Annotated in this window: 22 protein-coding genes; 8 read left to right on the top strand and 14 right to left on the bottom strand. The window is 51.4% G+C overall.

Going from position 1 to position 21,303, the window contains the following annotated elements; all coding sequences use genetic code 11:
- Positions 1–95: 95 nt before the first annotated feature.
- The 3 genes from FH603_RS14615 to FH603_RS14605 are packed head-to-tail and all read right to left on the bottom strand — an operon-like array spanning position 96 to position 4,235.
- On the bottom strand, positions 96–1,535 hold the full coding sequence (locus FH603_RS14615) for a murein hydrolase activator EnvC family protein (protein WP_186738268.1): 1,440 nt from the start codon (positions 1,533–1,535) through the stop codon (positions 96–98).
- 23 nt (positions 1,536–1,558) lie between these two features.
- A complete protein-coding gene (lolB1, locus tag FH603_RS14610; RefSeq protein ID WP_186738267.1) occupies positions 1,559–2,455 on the bottom strand; it encodes a lipoprotein insertase outer membrane protein LolB1 in 897 nt (298 codons plus the stop codon).
- Positions 2,448–4,235 carry a tetratricopeptide repeat protein gene (locus tag FH603_RS14605; RefSeq protein ID WP_235985320.1) on the bottom strand — a complete coding sequence of 596 codons (1,788 nt, stop codon included), beginning with the start codon at positions 4,233–4,235 and terminating at the stop codon, positions 2,448–2,450. The genes lolB1 and FH603_RS14605 overlap by 8 nt, the downstream gene beginning before the upstream one ends.
- 239 nt (positions 4,236–4,474) lie before the next feature.
- On the opposite strand from FH603_RS14605, the gene FH603_RS14600 reads away from it, so the two are divergent.
- Positions 4,475–4,888, top strand: a complete 414-nt coding sequence (locus FH603_RS14600) for an Ohr family peroxiredoxin (protein WP_186738265.1) — start codon at positions 4,475–4,477, stop codon at positions 4,886–4,888.
- Between the two features lie 133 nt (positions 4,889–5,021).
- On the opposite strand, the gene FH603_RS14595 is transcribed toward FH603_RS14600, so the two are convergent.
- The 4 genes from FH603_RS14595 to FH603_RS14580 form a co-directional block, all read right to left on the bottom strand.
- Positions 5,022–5,321, bottom strand: a complete 300-nt coding sequence (locus FH603_RS14595; protein WP_186738264.1) for a Dabb family protein — start codon at positions 5,319–5,321, stop codon at positions 5,022–5,024.
- Between the two features lie 97 nt (positions 5,322–5,418).
- On the bottom strand, positions 5,419–6,141 hold the full coding sequence (locus FH603_RS14590; RefSeq protein WP_186738263.1) for an RluA family pseudouridine synthase: 723 nt from the start codon (positions 6,139–6,141) through the stop codon (positions 5,419–5,421).
- A 150-nt stretch (positions 6,142–6,291) separates the two neighbouring features.
- Complete coding sequence (gene rpmB, locus FH603_RS14585) at positions 6,292–6,531, bottom strand: 50S ribosomal protein L28 (RefSeq protein WP_111344536.1); 240 nt, start codon at positions 6,529–6,531, stop codon at positions 6,292–6,294.
- Positions 6,532–6,594: 63 nt separating this feature from the next.
- Positions 6,595–6,762 carry a C1orf53 family protein gene (locus tag FH603_RS14580; protein WP_186738262.1) on the bottom strand — a complete coding sequence of 56 codons (168 nt, stop codon included), beginning with the start codon at positions 6,760–6,762 and terminating at the stop codon, positions 6,595–6,597.
- A gap of 126 nt (positions 6,763–6,888) precedes the next feature.
- On the opposite strand from FH603_RS14580, the gene rocD reads away from it, so the two are divergent.
- Positions 6,889–8,136, top strand: a complete 1,248-nt coding sequence (gene rocD, locus FH603_RS14575; RefSeq protein ID WP_186738261.1) for an ornithine--oxo-acid transaminase — start codon at positions 6,889–6,891, stop codon at positions 8,134–8,136.
- Positions 8,137–8,213: 77 nt separating this feature from the next.
- Here rocD and FH603_RS14570 read toward each other — a convergent pair whose 3' ends face one another.
- The 5 genes from FH603_RS14570 to FH603_RS14550 form a co-directional block, all read right to left on the bottom strand.
- Positions 8,214–9,329, bottom strand: coding sequence for a M48 family metalloprotease (locus FH603_RS14570; protein ID WP_186738277.1), 1,116 nt, complete (start codon positions 9,327–9,329; stop codon positions 8,214–8,216).
- Between the two features lie 92 nt (positions 9,330–9,421).
- Positions 9,422–10,447, bottom strand: coding sequence for a YCF48-related protein (locus tag FH603_RS14565; protein WP_186738260.1), 1,026 nt, complete (start codon positions 10,445–10,447; stop codon positions 9,422–9,424).
- 66 nt (positions 10,448–10,513) lie between these two features.
- The gene (locus FH603_RS14560; RefSeq protein WP_235985319.1) at positions 10,514–10,990 is read right to left on the bottom strand and encodes a hypothetical protein; all 477 of its coding nucleotides are present in this window, start codon (positions 10,988–10,990) and stop codon (positions 10,514–10,516) included.
- A 43-nt stretch (positions 10,991–11,033) separates the two neighbouring features.
- Positions 11,034–11,483: a hypothetical protein gene (locus FH603_RS14555; protein ID WP_186738258.1), complete on the bottom strand. Its 450-nt coding sequence runs from the start codon at positions 11,481–11,483 to the stop codon at positions 11,034–11,036.
- 133 nt (positions 11,484–11,616) lie between these two features.
- Complete coding sequence (locus FH603_RS14550) at positions 11,617–12,414, bottom strand: Rossmann-like and DUF2520 domain-containing protein (RefSeq protein WP_186738257.1); 798 nt, start codon at positions 12,412–12,414, stop codon at positions 11,617–11,619.
- Between the two features lie 153 nt (positions 12,415–12,567).
- Between FH603_RS14550 and FH603_RS14545 the strand changes: the two genes are divergently transcribed.
- From FH603_RS14545 to FH603_RS14535, 3 genes are all read left to right on the top strand, one after another.
- Positions 12,568–13,251 carry a glycosyltransferase family 2 protein gene (locus FH603_RS14545; RefSeq protein ID WP_186738256.1) on the top strand — a complete coding sequence of 228 codons (684 nt, stop codon included), beginning with the start codon at positions 12,568–12,570 and terminating at the stop codon, positions 13,249–13,251.
- A 158-nt stretch (positions 13,252–13,409) separates the two neighbouring features.
- The gene (locus FH603_RS14540) at positions 13,410–14,930 is read left to right on the top strand and encodes a cellulose synthase family protein (RefSeq protein WP_186738255.1); all 1,521 of its coding nucleotides are present in this window, start codon (positions 13,410–13,412) and stop codon (positions 14,928–14,930) included.
- Positions 14,927–16,327 carry an MptA/MptB family glycosyltransferase gene (locus FH603_RS14535; protein WP_186738254.1) on the top strand — a complete coding sequence of 467 codons (1,401 nt, stop codon included), beginning with the start codon at positions 14,927–14,929 and terminating at the stop codon, positions 16,325–16,327. Before FH603_RS14540 ends, FH603_RS14535 begins: the two co-directional genes overlap by 4 nt.
- A 19-nt stretch (positions 16,328–16,346) precedes the next feature.
- On the opposite strand, the gene FH603_RS14530 is transcribed toward FH603_RS14535, so the two are convergent.
- Positions 16,347–17,429 carry a hypothetical protein gene (locus FH603_RS14530; RefSeq protein ID WP_186738253.1) on the bottom strand — a complete coding sequence of 361 codons (1,083 nt, stop codon included), beginning with the start codon at positions 17,427–17,429 and terminating at the stop codon, positions 16,347–16,349.
- A gap of 122 nt (positions 17,430–17,551) precedes the next feature.
- Between FH603_RS14530 and FH603_RS14525 the strand changes: the two genes are divergently transcribed.
- Complete coding sequence (locus tag FH603_RS14525) at positions 17,552–18,082, top strand: DUF5060 domain-containing protein (protein WP_186738252.1); 531 nt, start codon at positions 17,552–17,554, stop codon at positions 18,080–18,082.
- Between the two features lie 4 nt (positions 18,083–18,086).
- Here FH603_RS14525 and FH603_RS14520 read toward each other — a convergent pair whose 3' ends face one another.
- Positions 18,087–18,905, bottom strand: coding sequence for a lysophospholipid acyltransferase family protein (locus FH603_RS14520; protein WP_186738251.1), 819 nt, complete (start codon positions 18,903–18,905; stop codon positions 18,087–18,089).
- 275 nt (positions 18,906–19,180) lie between these two features.
- Here FH603_RS14520 and FH603_RS14515 point away from each other — a divergent pair, with 275 nt between their 5' ends.
- Both FH603_RS14515 and FH603_RS14510 read left to right on the top strand, forming a co-directional pair.
- Entirely contained in the window at positions 19,181–19,870 is a 690-nt protein-coding gene (locus FH603_RS14515) for a porin family protein (protein WP_186738250.1), read from the top strand.
- 350 nt (positions 19,871–20,220) lie between these two features.
- Entirely contained in the window at positions 20,221–21,228 is a 1,008-nt protein-coding gene (locus FH603_RS14510) for a fatty acid desaturase (RefSeq protein ID WP_186738249.1), read from the top strand.
- Positions 21,229–21,303 lie beyond the last annotated feature (75 nt).

Below are 21,303 nucleotides of genomic sequence, written 5' to 3'. Positions count from 1 at the left end.
GCCGACCAGTTGGTGAGTTGACCAGTCAACAAAGACCAGCAAAATTACACCAAACTCACCGACTTACGGACTAATCAACTGACCGGCTGGGCAACTCATCTTGGTATGAGCCACGACTCTGGGTTGAGCTTCGTAAATTCTTTCCAGATCTGGAACTGCATTTCAGAGACCCCATTCTTATCAGTTGCTACTGTACCGATCGATTCCCGGGCTTTCACACGCTGGCCCGCCCGGACCGACACACTACGGAGTTTGGCGTAGATTGTGAAGTAATCGCCGTGCTGGATGGCCACTACGTTGTTCATGCCGGGGATATTGGTCACGTCCTGGACAATGCCGTCATAAACTGTCCGGACGCCTTCGCCAGCATTCGTCTGAATATCTACACCCTGGTTTTCAACATAGATCCCTTTGATGATAGGGTGTGGCTTCCGGCCGAACCGATCAGAAATGAATCCTTTGGTCACAGGCCAGGGCAACCGGGCCCGCGAGGCTGTAAAGGAAGACGCAAGGGCGGCTTCTTCGTCGTTCAGGTTGTTATTCCGTCGTTCGTCGGGTTTGCGGGCAGCCGGTTCGTCAGGCTCTTTCTCAACAGGCCGCTCAACTTTAGCGATGTCGGCAGGGGCCGGTTTTTCACCAGCTTCTCTAGCCGCAGCCACTGCTTCTTCGGCCCGCTTCCGTTCGGCCGCTTTCCGAGCCACTTCAGCACGGGCTACCCGTTCCCGTTCGAGCCGTTCGGCGCGCTCCCTAGCTTCCCGCGCAGCCCGTTCTCTTGCTTCGCGGGCAATGATTCGGGTAATCATGGATTCGAGCCGATCGATGGCTTTACGGCTTTCAGCCAGTTCGGCGCGCAGTTCCACTTCCTTCTGGCTCAGCTCTTTGACGACCTGATTTTTCTCATTTTTCAGGGTTTCGAGCTTTTGGGTTTCCTGCACTTTCACCACAAGCGTACCGCGCTGCTCCTGTCGTTTCCGCTGGGTGACCTGCTGCTTATTCTGTAGCATCACCTGAACATTATTCATCTGCCGCACCTGGCTCTGGCGGGAATCTGAGTACTGACGGAGGTAACGATAGCGGGCCACCAACTGGTTGAAGTTATCGGCAGCAAACAGGAATCCCATGGGATTGACCTGCTGCCGCCGTTTGTCGGCGGCATAGATCATGGAGCCATATTCGGCCTGAAGCTTCTTTAAATCACGGGTAAGGGCGGTACTGGCCTGCCGGAGCTCGGCAATTTCAGATTCGGTAAGCTGAATATCTTTACTGATTAACCCTATCTGTTTAGACTGCGTCTGAATCTGCTGATTGAGGGCTTTTAACTGGCCAAGGCCAACCTGTTTTTCGGAGGCTGTCTGCTTAAGTACCGTCCGGATCTGGTTCATCTTTTCCAGATTCTGTTTCTTCTCCTTTTCCAGCACCTGCCGACTACGCTGGGTCTGCTGGGCCCATCCAGGCGCAGCCAGCAGAGTCAGACCAGCCAGCATCAGGACCGACCATCGGATCACACAAACAAAAGACAGATTTTGGGTATGCATAGGCACTGAACCAACAGGGTTACTTATGGCCGGCGTTGATAGTTAGCCGGAATAGTGAAGGGAAAGCCAGGACTCTTATCGATCAGTTCGACCTTGCTGTGTTTGATACGTAACAGGGTCTGGTAAAACTGTCCGTCAGTCTTCGACTTATAATCCAGCGTCACCAGACTGGTATAAGGAAACAGAAAATTATTGAGTGAGGCAAAATCTTCGTAGTCCAGCCGCAGGGTGTTTTTGGTGGGTTGCTCCGTCACCATGAGCTTTTTCAACTTACGATCGTTTTCACCAATGTAGTTTTCTACCAGCACCTTGCCTTCGCTCTGGCGCAGCAGCAAGTAGTCCCGTTCATTCTTGATTTTCTGTGCCGGACGTCTGGGCAGGGGTAAGTTACCTACGATAAGCGCCTGTAACAGGGCAAAATTCATCTCAAAATTGAATTGCTTGCTTAATGTGGGGAAATCGTAGACTGTATACTCCCGGTGGATCTTATCGATTATGGTAATTGAGTCGCGGGTAATCAGGCCCCGGACGGCTTCGATTCCCAGTTTACTGACCGACAGCCAGATAACGCTGTCTTTACGGACCCGAATGTTAATGTTGGCGTTATCAATGTCCTGTTCCGGACTCTTGAACGAAATCTTCGACTTGGCCGTCAGGTACCGAAAATCTATCTCGGCAACGTTGGCCCGGGCTTCTTCAATACCAGGGCGGGGTAAACGTACGGTTGTTGAATCGGCAGGGGGAGGTATAGTTGGCCGGGCATTGCTGACCGAGTCTTTCCGGGGTGACGTAGCAGTTGATGAGACAGGTCCCTGTTCGCTTGGTACGGAGCCTACTGACCGCGACAAACGCCGACGGCGGCAACTGTCAGAAGAAAGTAGTATGCTCAGCAGCAGGGCATAGAGCAGGAATTTATTCATAGATTTTTCCGGTAGCGATTTTCTTGTCCAGACTGGGACCGGCACCACCTTTGGTTTTGGCCAGTTTCCACTGTTCAACCGCTTTTTGGGGCTGCCCAAGCTGATACAGAACATCGCCATAATGTTCAATGATCGTTCCGCTGACGCCAGCGGGGTTGGCCAGGGCTTTTTCGAGGTATTGTTTGGCTTTGGGGTAATCTTTAGAAACGTAGAGCACCCAGGCATAGGTGTCCAGGTATGTGGCATTGGTTGGGTTGCGCTCAACGAGCTTTTGCCCTAGTTGTAGCGCACGCGGCAAATTGGCTTTCCGTAAAGACAGGAAATAACTGTAGTTATTCAACACATGATCGTTGAGCGGATCAACTTTCAGCACAGCTTCGTAGGCTTCGTCCGATTTGACGTGGTCGCCCAGCCCGTTGTAGGCGTCACCCAGTTGAGCCCCAATGCCCGTTTTCAATTCGTTGTTTGGCGAAGCCGCCATTAGCTTCTGGCTTTCTTCAAGCGCATCGATCGCCTGCTGGTAGTTCCGTTTGTAGAGATTTGCGGATCCGTTCGAATACCAGAATAACCCCTGTGTTGGAAATACTTCCAGGGCCTGCTGAGAGTGAGTCAGCAAACTATCGACCTGGTTCAGTTCGCCATCCAGTTGCAACAGAGCACCCCATACTTCATAAATAGAACCATCCAGGCGAGCCGCTTTGGCGTAGGCGTCACGGGCTTCTACTTTTTTGCCCTGCTGTAGCAGCAGATCGGCCACCATGACCTGGGTTTTAGGATCATTGGGAGCCGTTTTGACCAGATTTTGCGCCATGGTCAGTGCATCCTGCTGAGCCGCCGGATTCTCGCCGGTCAATCCAACATAGCTCGACAGAATCCGGGCTTTCAACCCGGCTTCGAGGTTAGGACTGGAGAATACCTGATTCAACTCTTTGGTAACACGGTCCATATCGCCCTTTTTGCGGTAGATATCGGCAAGCAGCACATGGGCCTGGGGCAGATCGGCCGTCAGCTTCAACGCCCTGTCGATCCAGGCAATCGCCTGGTCGGGCCGGTCATTGGCAATAAGCAATTCAGCGCCTTCGAGCAGATAATCCGGATCGCCGGGTTCCGATGCTACCAGCTTTTCGGCCTCCTCGATGGCCTTATCTAGTTTATTCTGTTTAAGGTAAATGCGTTGTTTTTGCCGCGTAATTTCCTCGTTCAGGCCCAGTTCCCGCTCTACCTTATTATAAGCCTCAAGCGCTTTTTCCGGTTTCTCATCGAAGAGGTAGATGGCCGCCAATTCGACCCCATATTCGGCATTCTCAGCCCCCTTCTTCACCAACGATTCGTACAGTTCTTCGGCTTCGCCGTAGCGTTTCTGCTTTACGTATAGTTCGGCCAGTAGCAGCGAATAGAATTTATTTTCCTTGTCGAGCGCGTGTGCTTTGGCCGCATAGGAAACAGCGTCGGCCGTTTTGCCCGTTTTGGAGAGGGCATTGGCAGTAGCATACTGCGCGGCCGCGTTAGCCGGGTTCTTCTGCAGCACTTTCCCAAACTGCACAATGGCCTTCGAGGGCTCATCCGTCATCACGTAACGCATGCCTTCAGCAAACATGGTTTCCTCCTCCATCCGAACGGTCGTCGTCGAGGCTGAACCAGGCTTGGCAGTCGTTATGTCCGTTTTTTCTTTGTCGCGTTTGCGTTGCGCCAGAGCAGGTGTCATGCCAAGCCATAGCATGAGCCCAAGGCCACCTGCCCACCCCAGCAGTGGCCGGGTGCAACGGATTTTATCGAACATAGTCATGCTGGTCAGCATATTGGGGAATTCGTGTGTATGAAAACGTGGCTCAACTCGTTCTATTGCGGCTTTAGACCGAATAAGCCCTTCAGACAAAGGTAGTTCAAAATCTTGAATCGAAAATCTGTGAACAAGTGAGGTATTTAGGGTTTATACCCTGCGGGTTTTCGGCAATCGATTTGGCCCGACGCTCCGGAATTTTAAAGGAGATTACCCCAAAACTATAAACCAAAAGACACATGGAAACCCTGTATACTGCCACCGTCAGCAATGTTGGTGGACGCGAGGGCGATGTTAAATCGCTCGATGGCATTCTGGAATTAAATGTAAAACGACCTGTTGAGATGCACGGTCAGGGTAGGGCTCCCAACCCGGAGATGTTATTTGCAGCCGCCTATAGTTCGTGCTATAACGGGGCGCTGATGGCCGTCGCCGAACGTCGTAAGGTTATTCTGCCACAACATGCCGTTGAAGTGAGCATATCCCTCAATAAAGACGGCAACAACATGTCTTTGTCGGGTAAAATTACGGTAAAAGCGCCCGGCATGGATCATGATCAGCTCCAGCAGCTAGCCGAAACAGCCCATGCCGTTTGCCCCTATTCCAAGGCCGTAAAAGGGAATATGGAGATGGGAATCGAGGTGATGGTGTAGCCAAATTGGTCGTAAGTTGATAAGTCAGTAAGTCGTAAGTGGCTGACGCACCAGAACGGGTGCGTCAGCCACTTACGACTTACTGACTTATCAACTTACGACTAAATTCACTGACTTACGACTTACTGAAAAATTAACTGACTGCATCGTAGATCTGCACCCGATTCCAGAGGTGAGCGCACTCGGCTACAAACTCCAGATGGACCGGATGGACCTGGTAGGCATCGTGGGCTGCCCTGTCGGCAAAAACAAGCGTTATGGAGAAATCATACGTATGATCGACAACGGGTCGGCGCGTATCAGCCGGTTTTCCGATGTAAGCCACCGAAATATCTTTCACACTTTTGAGTGACTCGAGACCGGCCTTCAGAGCATCACGGTCAGACTGGCTTTCGGGATGGGCCAGCCAGAAAAAGACGGTATGAACAAACATAAAAAGAGTTAGTAAGAAGTTGGCAAGTTAGTCAGTCGGCAAGAATTTATCAGCTTTCGTTGATAGCCCAACCGGCTCACTCGTTCATTAACGACGCCTAGTTAAACTTCTCCAGTTGTTTTACCAGCGTACCGAAGTCTTTAGGATAAGGCGCTATAAAGGTTTGCTCCGTGCCATCCAACAGCGTGAATGTCAGCGCATAGGCATGCAGCGCTACCCGATTGATCAGGGGCAACTCTTCCGTACCCTGCTTCAGGTTGAACTTGCGCTTCACATCCGATAAAAAGACGGGTTTTCCACCGTAGGTATCATCGTTGACGATGGGGGCTTTCAGGCACATCAAATGCACCCGGATCTGGTGCATTCTCCCCGTAACGGGCATGCACTCGACCAGCGTCGTGTTCCGGTAAGCCTGCAATGTATTGAAGATCGTTTCGGCTATTTTCCCTTTCTCACGATCGATACGTACGGCTGTACCGTCCTTGACGGGTGAAATAGGCAGATAAACCGAGATCCCTTCGAAGTTATGCACCCCGTTGGTAATGGCATGGTACCGTTTTGTTACCTGCCGGTGTTCGAACTGCATGGCCAGGTTCCGGTACGCTTCCGGGTTCTTGGCAATAGCCAGAATACCAGACGTTTCCTTATCCAGGCGATGGCCAAGCTGCGCATCGGCATGATAGGCCTTGGCCATCCGCAGAATACTTTGACCGGTACGATCGGGTGTACGCTCATCGAGCGACGCCACACGGGGTGGCTTGTTGATGAGTATGTAATCATCGTTCTCAAAAACGATGAGGTCTTCAAAATTTAGCTTCACGGTCTATGAGTCAATAAGTTCCGGAGCTGGTTGACCAAATCTGTTTGTGACTACCGAACAGCTTGATCGACGGGCTCCCTGACTGAGTTCAAACACAAAAAGCCTCCCCCGATTGGAAGAGGCTCGATGCACTCTATGTACTATGAACGACTACAGCGACAGCGTACCGCGTTCGTATGCCTTCTGAAGCGTTGCTTCCAGACCGTTCTTGTTGATGGTTTTGATGGCCGATGTAGCCACCTTCAGCGTAATCCATTCGCCCGTCGATTCGACGAAGAACCGCTTTTTCTGCAGGTTCGGGAAGAATTTACGCTTGGTCTTATTGTTAGCGTGGGAAACATTATTACCCGTCCGCGTGCGCTTTCCTGTGATTTGACAAACTCTGGCCATTACCGTACTGATTTTCCGTATGAGGGCGCAAAAGTAGCTAATCCTCTCGTACTGTGCAACTCTTCACTCAATTTTCTTGAATCCGTAAGGGCAATGACGGCAGCCATTCTTACAGCAATAGCCGCGTTTAGTGTGATAGACCGCCGTAAACACAACATACCCTTCTGGTGTGTAATAATAATCTTCTTCAGCTAATCGGGGGGCTTTATTCTTCTTGGAACGAGGCTGCATCTGGATTTTTGGGCGTCTGCCGGAGAAGCCTTATTTTTGAGAAAAACCGACTTTCAGTACGGTTGGTTGCAAAGACCCCACTTTTCTTCATTAACATACTCATACTTAATAAATTCGCTACAAGCTATGGAAACGACCACGTCTGTCAGTGCCGCCGATCAGGCTATACAACTGGAATGGAACTACGGTGCTCATAATTATCATCCTATACCAGCCGTTCTGACGCGGGGCGAAGGGGTGTACCTATGGGATGTAGAAGGCAAACGTTACTTCGATTTCCTTTCGGCCTATAGCGCCGTGAGTCAGGGGCACTGTCACCCCCGCATTATCAACGCGATGATTCAGCAGGCACAGCTGTTAACGCTTACCTCACGTGCTTTCTACAATGACAAAACCGGTCTTTGCGAAAAATACCTGTGTGAGTTTTTTGGCTTCGACAAAGCCCTGATCATGAACTCCGGTGCCGAAGGAGGTGAAACAGCCCTTAAGCTTACCCGCAAATGGGCGTATCTGGTCAAAGGTATTCCTCAGAACCAGGCGAAAGTCGTCTTTGCCGACGGTAACTTCTGGGGCCGGACACTGGCGGCTATTTCCTCATCGACCGACCCGAGCAGTACGAACGACTTTGGCCCATTATTACCGGGTTATATAATTATCCCTTACAACGACCTCACCGCACTCGAAGAAACCTTCAAACGCGACCCCAATATTGCCGGGTTTATGGTTGAACCGATCCAGGGCGAAGCCGGTGTGGTGGTGCCGCACGAAGGTTACCTGAAAGGCGTTCGTGCCCTGTGTACCCAATACAATGTGCTATTCATTGCGGATGAAGTACAAACAGGAATTGGCCGGACAGGCAAACGCATCGCCTGCGACCATGAAGGTGTTAAACCTGATCTGCTGGTGCTGGGTAAAGCTCTTTCGGGTGGCACCATGCCGGTATCGGCAGTGCTGACCTCAAACGAGGTGATGCTGACCATCAAACCCGGCGAACACGGCAGCACCTATGGCGGAAACCCGCTGGCCTGCGTTGTTACCATGGAAGCATTGCAAGTGGTAGAAGACGAAAAGCTGGCCGAGAATGCCGATGTGATGGGTGAGATTTTCCGTGCCCGGATGACAGCACTGAGCCAGAAAACAGAGTTGGTGAAGTCTGTCCGCGGAAAAGGGCTCCTCAACGCCATCGTCATTACCGAGCGTCCTGATCTGGGCGCAGAGACAGCCTGGGAGATATGCCTGAAACTGAAAGAAAACGGGCTGCTTACCAAGCCAACCCACGGCGACAAAATTCGCTTTGCCCCCCCGCTGGTCATTAATGAAGACCAGATGCACGAAGCATGCGATATTATTGAAAATACAATACTGGCGTTTTAAAGCAACCGGGTCATAAGTCGGGGCGGTGTTATCGAATTTCCTGAATCCGACAGCACCGCCCCGACTTATGACCTGTATTACTCCGCTCCTTCTTCATTATACATCTTCCCGTCGCGCGTTGGTTGTCCGTTTCTGAACACACCCACAAAGCGACCACCCTCGGCAAAGAAGTAAGTTCCTTTTCCGTTGGAAACATTTTTCTGGAACCAGCCTACATACTTATCGCCGTTCTGGTAATAATAGGCTCCGTAGTCAGACCGAAGATTATCGCGAAAGTTGCCTTTGTACTTTAACTTGCCATCGGCGTAATATTCCGTGCCCTCGCCGTGTTTGTCACCTTCTTCAAACTCCCCGGCATACCGCTCACGGGTTGGGTACACAAATATCCCTTTCCCATCGGTACAGTCGCCCGACACACAGCCAACCCGGCTTAGACCGGCAGGGGTAGCTTTAGGCGTTACCGGCGCTCGTGACACAGCCGGCGACCGTGTTACAGTCGTTTCAGAGCGCCGATCGGCTGTACCGGACGGAACAGGTCTTGGTGCCGTAGCAACGGCTGACTTGCCGGCCATACGTGTTTTCGGGTACATGGCTTCGGCCTCCATCCAGCCTTTGCGAATAGCATCGATCCGGGCAGGGCGCGCCGGATGCGTCGACGTAGCCCGCTCGTTGCCGAGTGCCCGAACGGCCACCAGCGACTCCTCCAGCGACGCGCCTAACTGATGGAGTACGAAACCCGAAAATTTGTCGGCTTCGATCTCCTTGATAGGCTGTCCACCATGACCATCGATGGTATGTCCCTGTAGATGGTGACCGATTTCGTGGGCCATGATGCTGATAGCTGACCAGTCCGTTTCGGTTTCCTCCTCGATCTTCTGCATGAAAGCGCCGTCGTAGACAATAAAGCGCTGCCCTTTCAGCACCGTAGCGAAGCAGTTATCGGTGTGGGAACACTCGATCACTTTGAAATTACGCATCAGGCCAATAGGCCGTAAAATGCGGTCTACAACCTTTTCAGCATGACCGTTGGAAGGGGTCTTGGGCGCGCATACCACCTCCGGACTGGTGCCCCGGCCCGTATAATTACAGATAAATGCGCCGGCGCGTGCACCGACGGACTGGGCCAGCAGGGGGCTACCAAAAGCCGTACTGAGCAGTAAGATGGGGAGAGATAAAGCCGCTTTCACTGGTATAACCGGGTGGGTTAATCGTTCAACACGGCAGAATAACGCTGGGAGATGGCTATGGATTGTGCCCTCGTCAAAAGTCTGTCGAGGGGGTACGCTTACCGGAAAACCTGCTTACCAACTTTACCCTTTGCTCCTACAGCGAAGCAGGTACCTTTGACGCAGGAAACCGCATGATACCCATCGGCACTGAGGACCTGCCACGTCTGCCCCAGATCGGCCGACAGGCTTGTACCGGATGGGCCTACTGTTAACAACCGGTCGCCGGGGAGTAGGGCAACCGCTTCTTTTAAACCGGGAGGATCTGTTGGACTAACCACTTGCCATGTCTGGCCACCGTCGCGGGTAATGGCAGCATTGGCACCGGGTTGCTGTTCCTGTTTGTAATTTCCACCAACCACCATGCCCGCTTTAGCGGTGAAGAATTGCATTCCGAAAAGCCCCGTGGCTTCGCCGGCCGGAAGGGGCGTTGCACTGACAGCCCAGGTCCTGCCCCGATCGGTGGAGCGAAACACACGACCCGCCGTTGCGCCACCAGACGCTATCCAGACATTTCTCTTGCCCTGTACCACCAGACTGGTACCGCTGGCCGCAAAAGCCGCTTCACCGGGCTGCATAAGAGGCAGCGCCGTTTCAGGTACTGGCTGCCAGGTTTTCCCACCATCGTCTGTCGTCAGGATGAACCATCGGTTATTGACAGGATCGCTGAATACAATGCCGTGGTCTTCATCCCAGAAGTCCATTCCGTCGAAGAATACGCCCTGTTGCTGTGTTTGATACAGAAGGGACCAGGTTTGGCCACCATCGATCGTTTTGTAGATACGAGCCTGTCCTTTTTCGGCCGGGCCGGCGCTCATCAGGTAAGCGGTTCGGGCGTCGATCGCCTGTACATCCCGAAAATCGCAGGTCGATGCGTCGGGCACAGTACCCGTCTGCCAGGTGGTGCCGCCGTCGGCTGTATGAACGAAGGTGCCTTTGGTACCACCAATCCAGACTACATCCGTCCCTGCCATACTAATGGCCCGGAAACTGGCATCGGTACCAACAGGCTGTGGCTGCCATTGAGCCAGTAAAGGTTGTATAGGCAGCAGGCCCACCAACACAATTAAAATGAGGTATTTCATGAATGCATATCCAGCGGCAAGTACAAATGAACTGTTCTGAAGCCAGTTCATCAATTCAATCTTAGCTTACGGGGTAACACCCTGCGGGAGAGGTGCCGTTTGCTGAACGCTGGATTTAAGGCGCTGGATCTCGTCCTGCTGACTACTCGACTTGAAATAATAGTACAAACCCAGAATCAGGAATACTTTCGACAGAATGAAAACCGCGATGAAAGCTGTTTTCCAGTGCTTATGAACCCGGATGTGCGTATTGTCGACCTCAACGTCAATGTAATTCGGTTTGGGTGCTTCGGTCCTGGCCTGCGACTGGTTAGTGTCCGTGTGTGTATCCTGGTCCCATTTTTCAATCTCAGGCTTATTGATCCGTTGCTCGATAGCTGTTTTTATGCCTGGTGGCGGGGGAACACCATTTTCCAGGAAATACTGTTCCATCTGCGCTTCGAGTTCATTCAATTCGGACAGCACGTCTGGATCAGTAGCCAGCACATGCTCCAGCTGCTCCTTTTCTTCGCGGGAGACAAGCCCTAGCAAATAGGATTCCAAAACGCCACTTGTCAAATAATGATGATTCTTCAACGTCGGACAGTTAACAGGTACGAATTGACTTAACGTGTTCACGGATCGCTTTCAGCACATCAAAATACGTCAATTCCAGCCGTTCGGCAATAACATCCAGCTTAAATCCTTTGTTGAACGATAAATCGAAGACAAGTTCGGGCAGATTAGCAGCTACGTTAGGGTTGGCTTCAAACTCCGCCAACGCAGGTTGTTCAACAGGTTTAGCAGAAAGGGCTTTGGTCCGGGCCATGCGGACGATGGCACAGGCCGCTTGTGAAGGCGAACCGGGAAGCGAAGCAATCTCAGGTGATGCAAACAGATCGATAAGCACGTTCTGGGCCAGGTCTGGCTGAGGAATTATCTGCATAATTACGCCATAAGCCATGGCACCATACCGATCGTATAAGGTCAGCTGCTCCGTACGTGAAACGGCCTTATCCTCTACCGGTTTATCAACAAATCGTCTGGAACCCCACATATAAATTCATCCCCCCCGTAATACACTAGTAAAACTATAGTATAAATAAAGTGAATCCAATTTATTGACGTATATATATTATCAATTTATAATTAGTTCACATATAGTTGCTAAAGTAACATTGATCTATTAGCTAAATATACATTCGTTGAATACTGGTTGTCATCACATCGTAGATTTCTGCAAGCTGTGGTTTGGCCGTCAGCAGAGACAAATGCGCTTCTATAGTCGACAAATCATTTCGGCGGGCAGGTCCCGTTTGTACGGTAGCGGGGTTATCGGCAACGAGGCCTTTTCGCAACGTTTCCCGGATCAGCGGGCGAAGCAAATCGAACTCCAGTCCGTTGGCTACAGTCAGGTCGTGTGCTATAGCCAACAGGTGATTCGTGAAATTACAGGCAAATACGGCGGCCATGTGTAGCAGCTTCCGCTCGTCGGATGTGATCAGGTAAACAATATCGCTCAGTTCCTGACCTATGCTTACCAGTTCATCTTCAAACTCCTTCTCTGCCGCTTCGATACACAGCGGTATATCATCGAAGTCCAGAAAGGTCTGTTCTTTGGTAAAGGTTTGCAGGGCATAAAATACACCGGTACGAACCGGTACATCGCTATAGACGGCCATCCAGCGGGTCAGATCCTGGAGAGCCCGTGTTCCTGACGTGTGTACGATCCGGGCATTTTCAGGCAATACCAGCCGGGAACAAACATCTTCAAGCGCATCATCGGGAACGGCCAGAATGAAAAGTTTCGAGGGGCTGTCGGCAAAATTAAGCAGCGAATGCGTGCGGGCATCGTAGAGATTACTCACTAACCGACGGGAATGCTGAAGTTGTCGACTGTAGACTTCATTGATATGATGGCCGGCGTTTTCGAGAGCCGGTGCAAGGTGCCAGGCCAGATTACCGGCCCCGATAAAGGATATTTCCATGGATCAAGTATAAGACATTTCAATTAGATTCAACACCGTACCTTTGATAAGCGAAGGGGACAGGTAGGTGTTATAGTAACGTTTCTGCCTTCTGTTGCTTACTTCTTTACCTGACTGGTTGCGCTCCTTACACCCTTTATTCGGCTAACATCGTTGTCTATCCTCGTTATTATTCCGGCTTTCAACGAAGAGAATTCCGTTGGCAAGGTCGTGCGTGATATTCCGGCCCAGCTGGTCGACGAAGTTGTGGTCGTTAATAACAACTCCAACGATCGAACAGCCTTTGAAGCGTCCCGTGCCGGAGCTACTGTCCTGAACGAACCGATTCAGGGGTATGGCCGGGCCTGTCTGCGGGGGATTGCCTACGCTCAGAATCGGCAACAAAAACCGGATGTCGTTGTTTTCCTCGATGCTGACTACTCTGATTATCCCGGCGAGATGCAGGCACTGGTAGCCCCGATCCTGTCGGGTGAGATCGACATGGTGATTGGCTCCCGGGCGCGGGGTAATCGTGAGCGGGGTTCCATGACGCCCCAGCAAGTGTTCGGTAACTGGCTGGCTACAACCTTACTGCGGTGGCTGTACGGCGTTCGGTATACCGACCTGGGGCCATTTCGGGCTATTCGGTTCGACAAGTTACTGGCGCTGAATATGCAGGATAAGACCTACGGCTGGACCGTTGAAATGCAGCTTAAAGCCGCCAAACAGCGGCTACGTATTACAGAAATACCGGTCAGCTATCGAAAGCGGATCGGTTTCTCGAAAATCTCCGGTACAGTAAAAGGAACGATACTGGCCGGTTATAAGATTATTACAACGATATTCAAGTACCTGTAACGGGTAGATTGTCAATAGCTTATGATCACCTTGTCCTGTGCACGTATTGACAGTAGATGCCCGGTCAACCGATTACCCCAATACAATACCTGGTTAACAGTTTACTCAACCATTGATCAGGTTTAAAACTCAACGTAAAGAGATTTTTTCTCATCAACATGGAAATTCTAGTTCTCATCCTGTACGGGCTGGCGTTGCTGCTCTTGTTTCTTTACAACTGCGGTCAGTTAAGCCTGATTATTGTTTACCTGCGTACGGAGCGAAAACGCAAGGCGGCCGTAGCTGCGGTCGCCCAAATGAGCCCTCATACCTTGCCGCGCGTGACGGTACAGCTACCGGTTTATAATGAGCTTTACGTTGTTGAACGACTGATCGATGCCGTTGCCTTACTGAACTACCCGAGGGAAAAACTCGATATTCAGCTCCTGGACGATTCGAGTGACGAGACGGTAGCCATTATTGCGGCTAAAGTAGCCAGGTATAAACGGCAGGGGCTGGACATCGAGCACGTTCGGCGGCCGGAACGGGTAGGATTCAAAGCGGGCGCATTAGCCTATGGGCTGGAATTTGCCAAAGGTGAGTTCATCGCCATTTTCGATGCTGACTTTGTGCCCGATCCCGACTTTCTGCTTAAGACCATACCTCATTTCAGCGATCCCAAAGTAGCCATCGTACAAACCCGCTGGGAACACCTGAACGAAGACTTCTCGCTTATCACCCAGTTACAGGCATTTGGCCTGAACGCTCACTTCACTATTGAGCAGAGCGGCCGGTATGCGGGTGGATTTTTAGCCAATTTCAACGGTACGGGGGGCGTGTGGCGCAAGGTTGCCATTGCCGACGCGGGTGGCTGGCAGAGCGACACCCTTACCGAAGACCTCGACCTGAGCTACCGGGCGCAGTTACGAGGCTGGAAATTCGTTTATCGCGAGGACATTGGTTCGCCGGCTGAGTTGCCCGTAGCGATGAACGCCCTGAAATCCCAGCAATACCGCTGGATGAAGGGTGCAGCCGAATGTGCCCGTAAGCTATTCGTAAAGGTGCTTCGAACACCCGGCGTGTCGCTATCGGTAAAAATCCACGCGTTTTATCATCTCTTCAGTAGTGCCACCTTCATCCTGGTCCTGGTTCTTGGCCTTATGAGTGTGCCTTTGATTTATATCCGCAGCCGTCACCCTGAATGGGAATGGGTATTCTTCGTCATTAACCTGTTTCAACTGAACCTGCTCATCCTGATTACGTTTTACGGGATTCCGTTCTGGCTGCTGGAAAAAGAGAACAAGGCCAAATTAGCCTGGTACTTTCCTATGTATTCGTCGCTGATGATGGGTTTGTCGCTACACAACACCATCGCCGTTATCGAAGGTTACATGGGCCGTAAGACGCCCTTTGTTCGAACCCCCAAGTTCAACGTCACGGCCTCTACCGACAGTTGGAATGCCAATAAGTATGTTAGCCGGCAATTAGGCTGGCTGGCGATTGCCGAAGGATTACTGGCGTTGTATTTTCTGGGAGGGCTGGTACTGGCCTTTTACGTGCACGACTTCCGAATGTTTTTTCTACACATCATGCTTATGGTTGGGTTCGGAATGGTATTTGTATATTCGCTCGTCCACGCAGGTCAACGGCCAGCCAGTCGACAGACGGCTTCCCCGCCGTTGCGGTCGGTGAGCGCATGAGCCCATTCATTCTCCGCATTTTTTGGCTGATTGGATCGGCCGCTATTTATGTAATCCTGGCTTATGCCGTCCCCCGTGAGCAATTCGATCTGTTGATCGGGTTGCTCACGGGGTTGTTTTTTGGCTATGTATGGATGCTGAATAGATCGGTATTCCCCTCTCTCGACGGTAAAGACAACGGAACAGTCCGGCGGCTCGGTGAGCAGGACACCTATCGCTTTCTGTTCGCATCGGCTATCTTATTCCGGCTGCTGCTGCTGTTTGCAATGCCGCAACTGTCCGACGATGTGTACCGGTTCATATGGGACGGCCGATTGCTGGTACACGGGTATAATCCTTATGTATATCTCCCGAGTCAATTACTGGACACACCCATTGCTGCGGCCTGTGGGTTAGACCAAGGGCTGTTCAGACAACTTAACTCCCCCGACTACTTCACGGTTTACCCGCCGTTCAATCAAGCTTTGTTTGGGCTGGCGTCCTGGCTATCACCAACCAATTTGACCGGTAATGCGGTATGGCTGCGGGTGCCGATCGTGGTAAGCGAACTGGGATCGATCTGGTTACTGGCAAAGTTACTGCGTCGGTTCAGCCTGTCTCCTAACCTGGCCTTTGTGTACAGCTTAAATCCGGTGGTGATTCTGGAACTGACCGGTAATTTACATTTCGAAGCCGTCATGATTTTCTTTACCCTGCTGGCGACCTGGCTGCTCCTGGAAGGCCGGTTCGCGCTGTCGGCGGGGGCACTGGCTTTGGCCATTGGAACGAAATTACTGCCACTCCTGCTGTTGCCGTTGATCATTCGGCGTATCAGCTGGAAACCGGGAATCATCTACACCCTGCTAACGGGCGTATTGACGGTGGCCCTGTTCGCGCCGTTTGCCAGTCTGGAACTCGCTCGCAATATTTTTTCCAGTATCAACCTGTACTTCCAGAAATTCGAGTTCAATGCCAGCCTCTATTATATAATGCGCGCAGTTGGGTACTGGATAAAGGGCTATAACACCATTAAATTTATTGGTGCTGTGCTATCCGGTACGATACTCCTAAGTACGTTATGGATTGCGTTTCGCTGGCGCCTGATTCCGGCTTCCGTTCAGTTGCTCGCCATATTGACGATTTATTTAAGTTTCGCCACAACAGTCCACCCCTGGTATGTAACAACTTTACTGGCGGCTTCGGTCTTTACCCCATTTCGCTACCCGCTGGTGTGGTCGGCGCTGATTCCGCTGTCGTATTTTACATACCATACAGAGCCTTATCAGGAAAATCTGTGGCTTACGGCTCTTGAGTACAGCATCGTTCTTGTTGTTGGCACACTCGAAGTAATCAACTACCGCCAAAGGCTGCGAAAAGGCATAAACAGCGATTCAGATACCGGGCAGTGGTCAGCCTAGATTTGGCCGGTCGATACCATTACTGGCCGTATAGTTTCAGCCAGCCTTTCAGGTAGGCCGGATTCGATAGTTCTTTCACTTCCCGCTTCACCTCTTTAACGCTTCGTTTCAACGCACGAACGTCGTTATTGAAACTGAATTCCAACCCCTGTAACGAGCCAACGGCTGTTAATGGCCTGCCGAGCATATCGGCCAGTTCCTGCTGTAGCCGAAGCAGTTCCTGGGACAGTTCGTCGGCCTGCTGCTTCAGAATTTTGTTGTAATAACGCAGCTGGTCTTCAGCTAGCCGTTCGAGGTGGGCCTGATCAATGCGGTTGTACTCCAGTTGTAGGCGGAACAGCGCCATGAGGTCGTTCTTCTCGTAGGCTTCCGTCACATGCTGCATGATAGCCGTTTTACGGGCTTTTTCGGCCTCGTCGGGCTCCCGGTCGGGGTGAAACGCTTTTACCAGATCCATATACATCGTCCGAACGGCTTTCGTACTATTCCGTTCCTCCAGCTGGCGTTTGGCATCACGTGCCTGTTTTTTTGCCGACCGGGGTCTATCGGCGCGTGCCTGCTGTTCCTGTTGTTCGCTGCGCTGCCGGTTATGTAAGTGCGCTTCGACGTATGCCTTCAACTTCTCCGGCGTACTCACATCGGCCTGCTCATCGAACTCGATGCCATACTGGGCTGACAGCTTTTCCTTCATCGCCTGTAGCTTATCTTCCTCGTCGGTTACCGGCTCGAAATCCACCGAATCGTAGCTGGACAGAATCGGCTTTAATTCTTCCATGCCGTGTTGGCCAATCAGATCATGAGCAATATCGACAATCAGGTCAGCCAGTTTTCTGCGCTCCGCTTTAGTCGTCTCCGGCCGGTTATAAGCCCGATCGAACAGCCGTACCAGATTGGCCCGCTGCTCGTTATAGTCACGGAGCAGCGGTATGTATTCGGCCCGGATGCGTTGATGGACACTCGTTGCCGATACCCGAAAATCACCCAGCTGGATTTCAAGCTCACTAATCTTCTGTGTTAGCCGATTAAATTCGTTTTGTGCTTTTGAGAGCGGAGTTTTATCCGGTGAAGCAGTTGGAATATGGACAACCTGTGTTTTTGCCATGCGGTGATAAGCGATCATTACTAAAAACAAAGGTACGGAGTCTGCTTTATGAAGGTCGGCCTAAAAAAGTATCTACCTTGCCGTTGTTCCCGGACGTTTTTTCTCAAAGGCTGGTCACTGTTATGCGTCAATCGTTTTGTTGCCTGAGGTTCATCCTGCTCCTTGCCGCTACGCCTACGCTCCTGCTGGCTCAGCGGCCTTCGTTCACGCTTAATCACAACGCCGTCGAGACATTTGACTATGCGGTAATTACGGTCAATATGCCGCCGGCAAAATCGGGAAACCCTGTTGAAGATGTACTGATAACCGGTATGTTTATCAGTCAAACTAATGATACCTCACGCGTCGACGGCTACTGCGATTCGTCCGATGGCAGCATCCACCGCATCCGGTTTATGCCCATCAAGCCCGGCGCTTACCGGTTTGCGGTCAAAAGCTATGCTATCTATCGGCGTCAGATAAAGAATGTGTTAACGACCGGGCGGGCGCAGACGGGCAGCTATTTCGGCACATTTACCGCCACAGCCGAAAAACGCAGGGGGACGCTCACAATCGACAGCAAACAGCGGTACAGCATCCGGCCAGTGAAACTCGACCTGGGCGCAGACAGCCTTCCCGCCCAGCGATACCGGCATTGGCCAACCAATAGATAAGTGATTAGTCAGACGGGTTTTGCCTGACCCAGGTGGGGGCATCCTGCTCAATCGCGTGCCGAACTTTGGCAACGATGTCATCGACGGTTTCATCAGGGCCAAACTGAAGCGGTTCTTTGAAGCGAACGGTCAGCAGGGTATTCCGTTTTTTAAATCGTAGCCCCTTTTTATCGAAAGCGCGCCGGAAACCATTGATAACAACGGGTATAACGATTGGCTCGTTGTTCTTGATCAGGTAGCCTGTCCCCTTCCGAACCGGGGCATACGGGCTGGTGGTGCCCTGCGGGAAACTAACTACCCAACCATGGGCTAATGCCTGAGCAATCTTGTCATTGGCACTTGTATCCACCTCGCGCTTCACCTCACGCCCTTCGGCCCGCCAGGAGCGCTCGATGGTTAGCGCCCCGCCCAGCGCAAAAAATCGGGGAATAATGCCTTTGCTCATCGTTTCTGATGCAGCCACATAATACTGCCGCGCCCGGGGACCCAGCAGGTATACGGGTGGCAGCATGGTATTCTGAAATCCCCACTTAACGGCGCAGAATATCTGAAAAAAAGCGATCACGTCGGCAAAATACGTCTGATGGTTCGATAAGAACAGGACGTTGTTGATGGGCAGATTCTCCAGGTTCTCGGTGCCCTCAATCTGAATCCGGTTCACGACCGTGTAGCGGGCGTAGGTTAACCAACCAACTATACCAATCATAATTCGCCTGACTAGCAGCGAATTACCGAACGGATCGCGCTCCAGTAGTCCAAGTACGTCCAGTGGCATCAGGAACTTAGGTAAGTAGCTGAATTTAGTTGGCTTAATGTATTTCATTATAGGTTAGGGTCGCAGGTAATGGGTAAAGTTACAAGACTGCTGCTATGTTTTCAACAAAAACGCAAGTGACTGACCAGCAAGGAAAACGCCTTGCCAAACTCCCTGTAAACAGAATTACGCAAAACAAGGTGGTTAAATCTTTTTTCATGGCGATTAATCCTTCGCCAAACAGCGCTGTCAAACCACCAAATCACACACAACAGGCTACCTATCGAACGACTCTACACAACCAAGTTCATGTTCACTTTATTAACCTTTTCTCGCTTACAGTCATGAAACGTATTGTGCTTGCCAGTGTCGCTGCGTTGGGTATGTTGATTGCTCAAACGTCTTTTGCCCAGGTTCAGCTTGGCATCCGGGGTGGTGGCAACTGGGGCTTTGTTTCCAAGCCTGCTTACATGGGTAACCTGACACCTAGTCTCCACCCATCAGCTGGCCCTACCGGTGCTATCTTTCTGGATATTCCCCTGAGCGATCGCGTCTCGTTCCGCCCCGAAGCAGCGTATGTTCAAAAGGGCTTTGTTGTTCGGGAAGGCCTCGATATAAACCTGGGCGGCTTTAACCTGCCGATCGGTGCCCGGGTGGCCTACCAGTCCAAAAACATAGAAATTCCCCTGCTAATCAAAGTAAACCTGAGCGACGGCGCTATCCAGCCTTACCTCATTGCCGGTCCATCGGTAGGATATGCGCTTGATGGTCGCATCCGGACGCGCGCCACTGCGTTTTTCTCGACTCAGCCTTATGATGTCGATCTCAACTACGGCGGTATGCTGAATCGATGGGACATCGGCGCTGTTGGTGGACTGGGTCTGGCCATGGATGCAGGTGCGGGTAAATTCTTCATCGAAGGGCGTTATACCCATGGGTTCACCCGCCAGGTGCAGGTACCCATCGTGAATATCGACGTTCGCAACCGGGGTATCGCGGCTTCTATAGGCTACTCCTTTCCTATTGGTTATTAAGCAAAGCAGGTGATGTAGGTGTGGTACTCTATCAGGCATCCCACCCTTCCTATACATACCAACACCTCTTCGCCTGCTTTGCTACACTATATTTTTGTTGAATCAACCTGAGTCAGTAAAGGCGGGGCCAATCGGCTTCGCCTTTCTTGTTTGCCAGCCCAGGGATTGGACCAGCCCATTCGTCTGCCCCTTCTGCCTGGAAAACACGGTCTTTTCTGAATAAAGGACCTTTGCATGATAAATAGGTTAAAATTATACTATTCACATCCATGTGATAAGGCGATAAAACTGAAATTTCAGTAGTTTTACCTTCTGTTTACTCACCGCTTTTTATAACGGCGACATCCATTATGGCTACTTTAACTGATTTTGTTAGGTCGACGGCTCCTGAGCCACACCGCATCCGTACCCGACAAATCCTGAAAGCTCACCCGGAAATTAAGAAATTTATCGGGCAGAAGAACCCGACTACGTTTTGGGTCATCCTGGGCTGCGTGACACTAATGACGGGCATGGCTTACCTTGTCCGCGATCAATCGTGGTGGATCGTTGTAGCGGCTGCGTGGTTTATTGGTGCCTTCCCGGCTCACACGCTATTCGTCTGTATTCACGAGGCAGCACACAACCTGATCTTCCGCAAACCGGCGGCCAATGCCTGGGCGTCTATTTTTGCCAACCTGCCCACCGTGTTCCCAACGGCCTTGACCTTTAAAAACTTTCATATCAAACACCACGCGTTTCAGGGTGTGCATGAGTTGGATGCTGACCTCCCCGATTGGTACGAAGCGAAACTGATCAACAATTACGCGATTGGTAAGGCCATCTGGTTATTGCTATTTCCTCTCTTTCAGGGCGTTCGCACGCTTCGGATGAAGGAACTGGCGGTTGTCGACAAGTGGGTAATTGCCAATTTTGTTGTTCAACTCGCTTTCGATGTGCTGATTGTAACGTTGTTTGGCTGGAAGGCGCTGATCTTTATGGTCCTGTGTCTTTTCTTCTCGGTGGGACTTCACCCACTCGGAGCGCGCTGGATTCAGGAACACTACCTCACCCTCGATCCCGAACAGGAAACGTACAGCTACTACGGCGGCATGAACGGGCCTAACCTGAATGTTGGCTTTCACAATGAACACCACGACTTCCCGTCTATTCCCTGGAACAGACTACCCGACATCAGAAAGTCGGCACCCGAATATTACGATACGTTAAAATTTCATACGTCTTACGTACGACTTTTCTTCCGCTTCCTGTTCGACCAGGAGATTTCGCTTTACTCGCGCATCGTTCGTAAAGAGCGTGGCCGGGTAGCTATCACCGACCAGTCGAAGCCGGATATGGAGTTGGTACAGACTCCCTAGACTACCAGGCACAAACAAGAAGCCCCGCCAACGAGATTGACGGGGCTTCTTGTTTACAAGCCCTGCCAGTGGTCC

This window comes from Spirosoma utsteinense, from assembly GCF_014282275.1.
GTDB classification, from domain to species: domain Bacteria; phylum Bacteroidota; class Bacteroidia; order Cytophagales; family Spirosomataceae; genus Spirosoma; species Spirosoma utsteinense.
The sequence above is the reverse complement of the archived record's forward strand: the minus strand, read 5'-3'. Positions and strand labels throughout refer to the sequence as shown.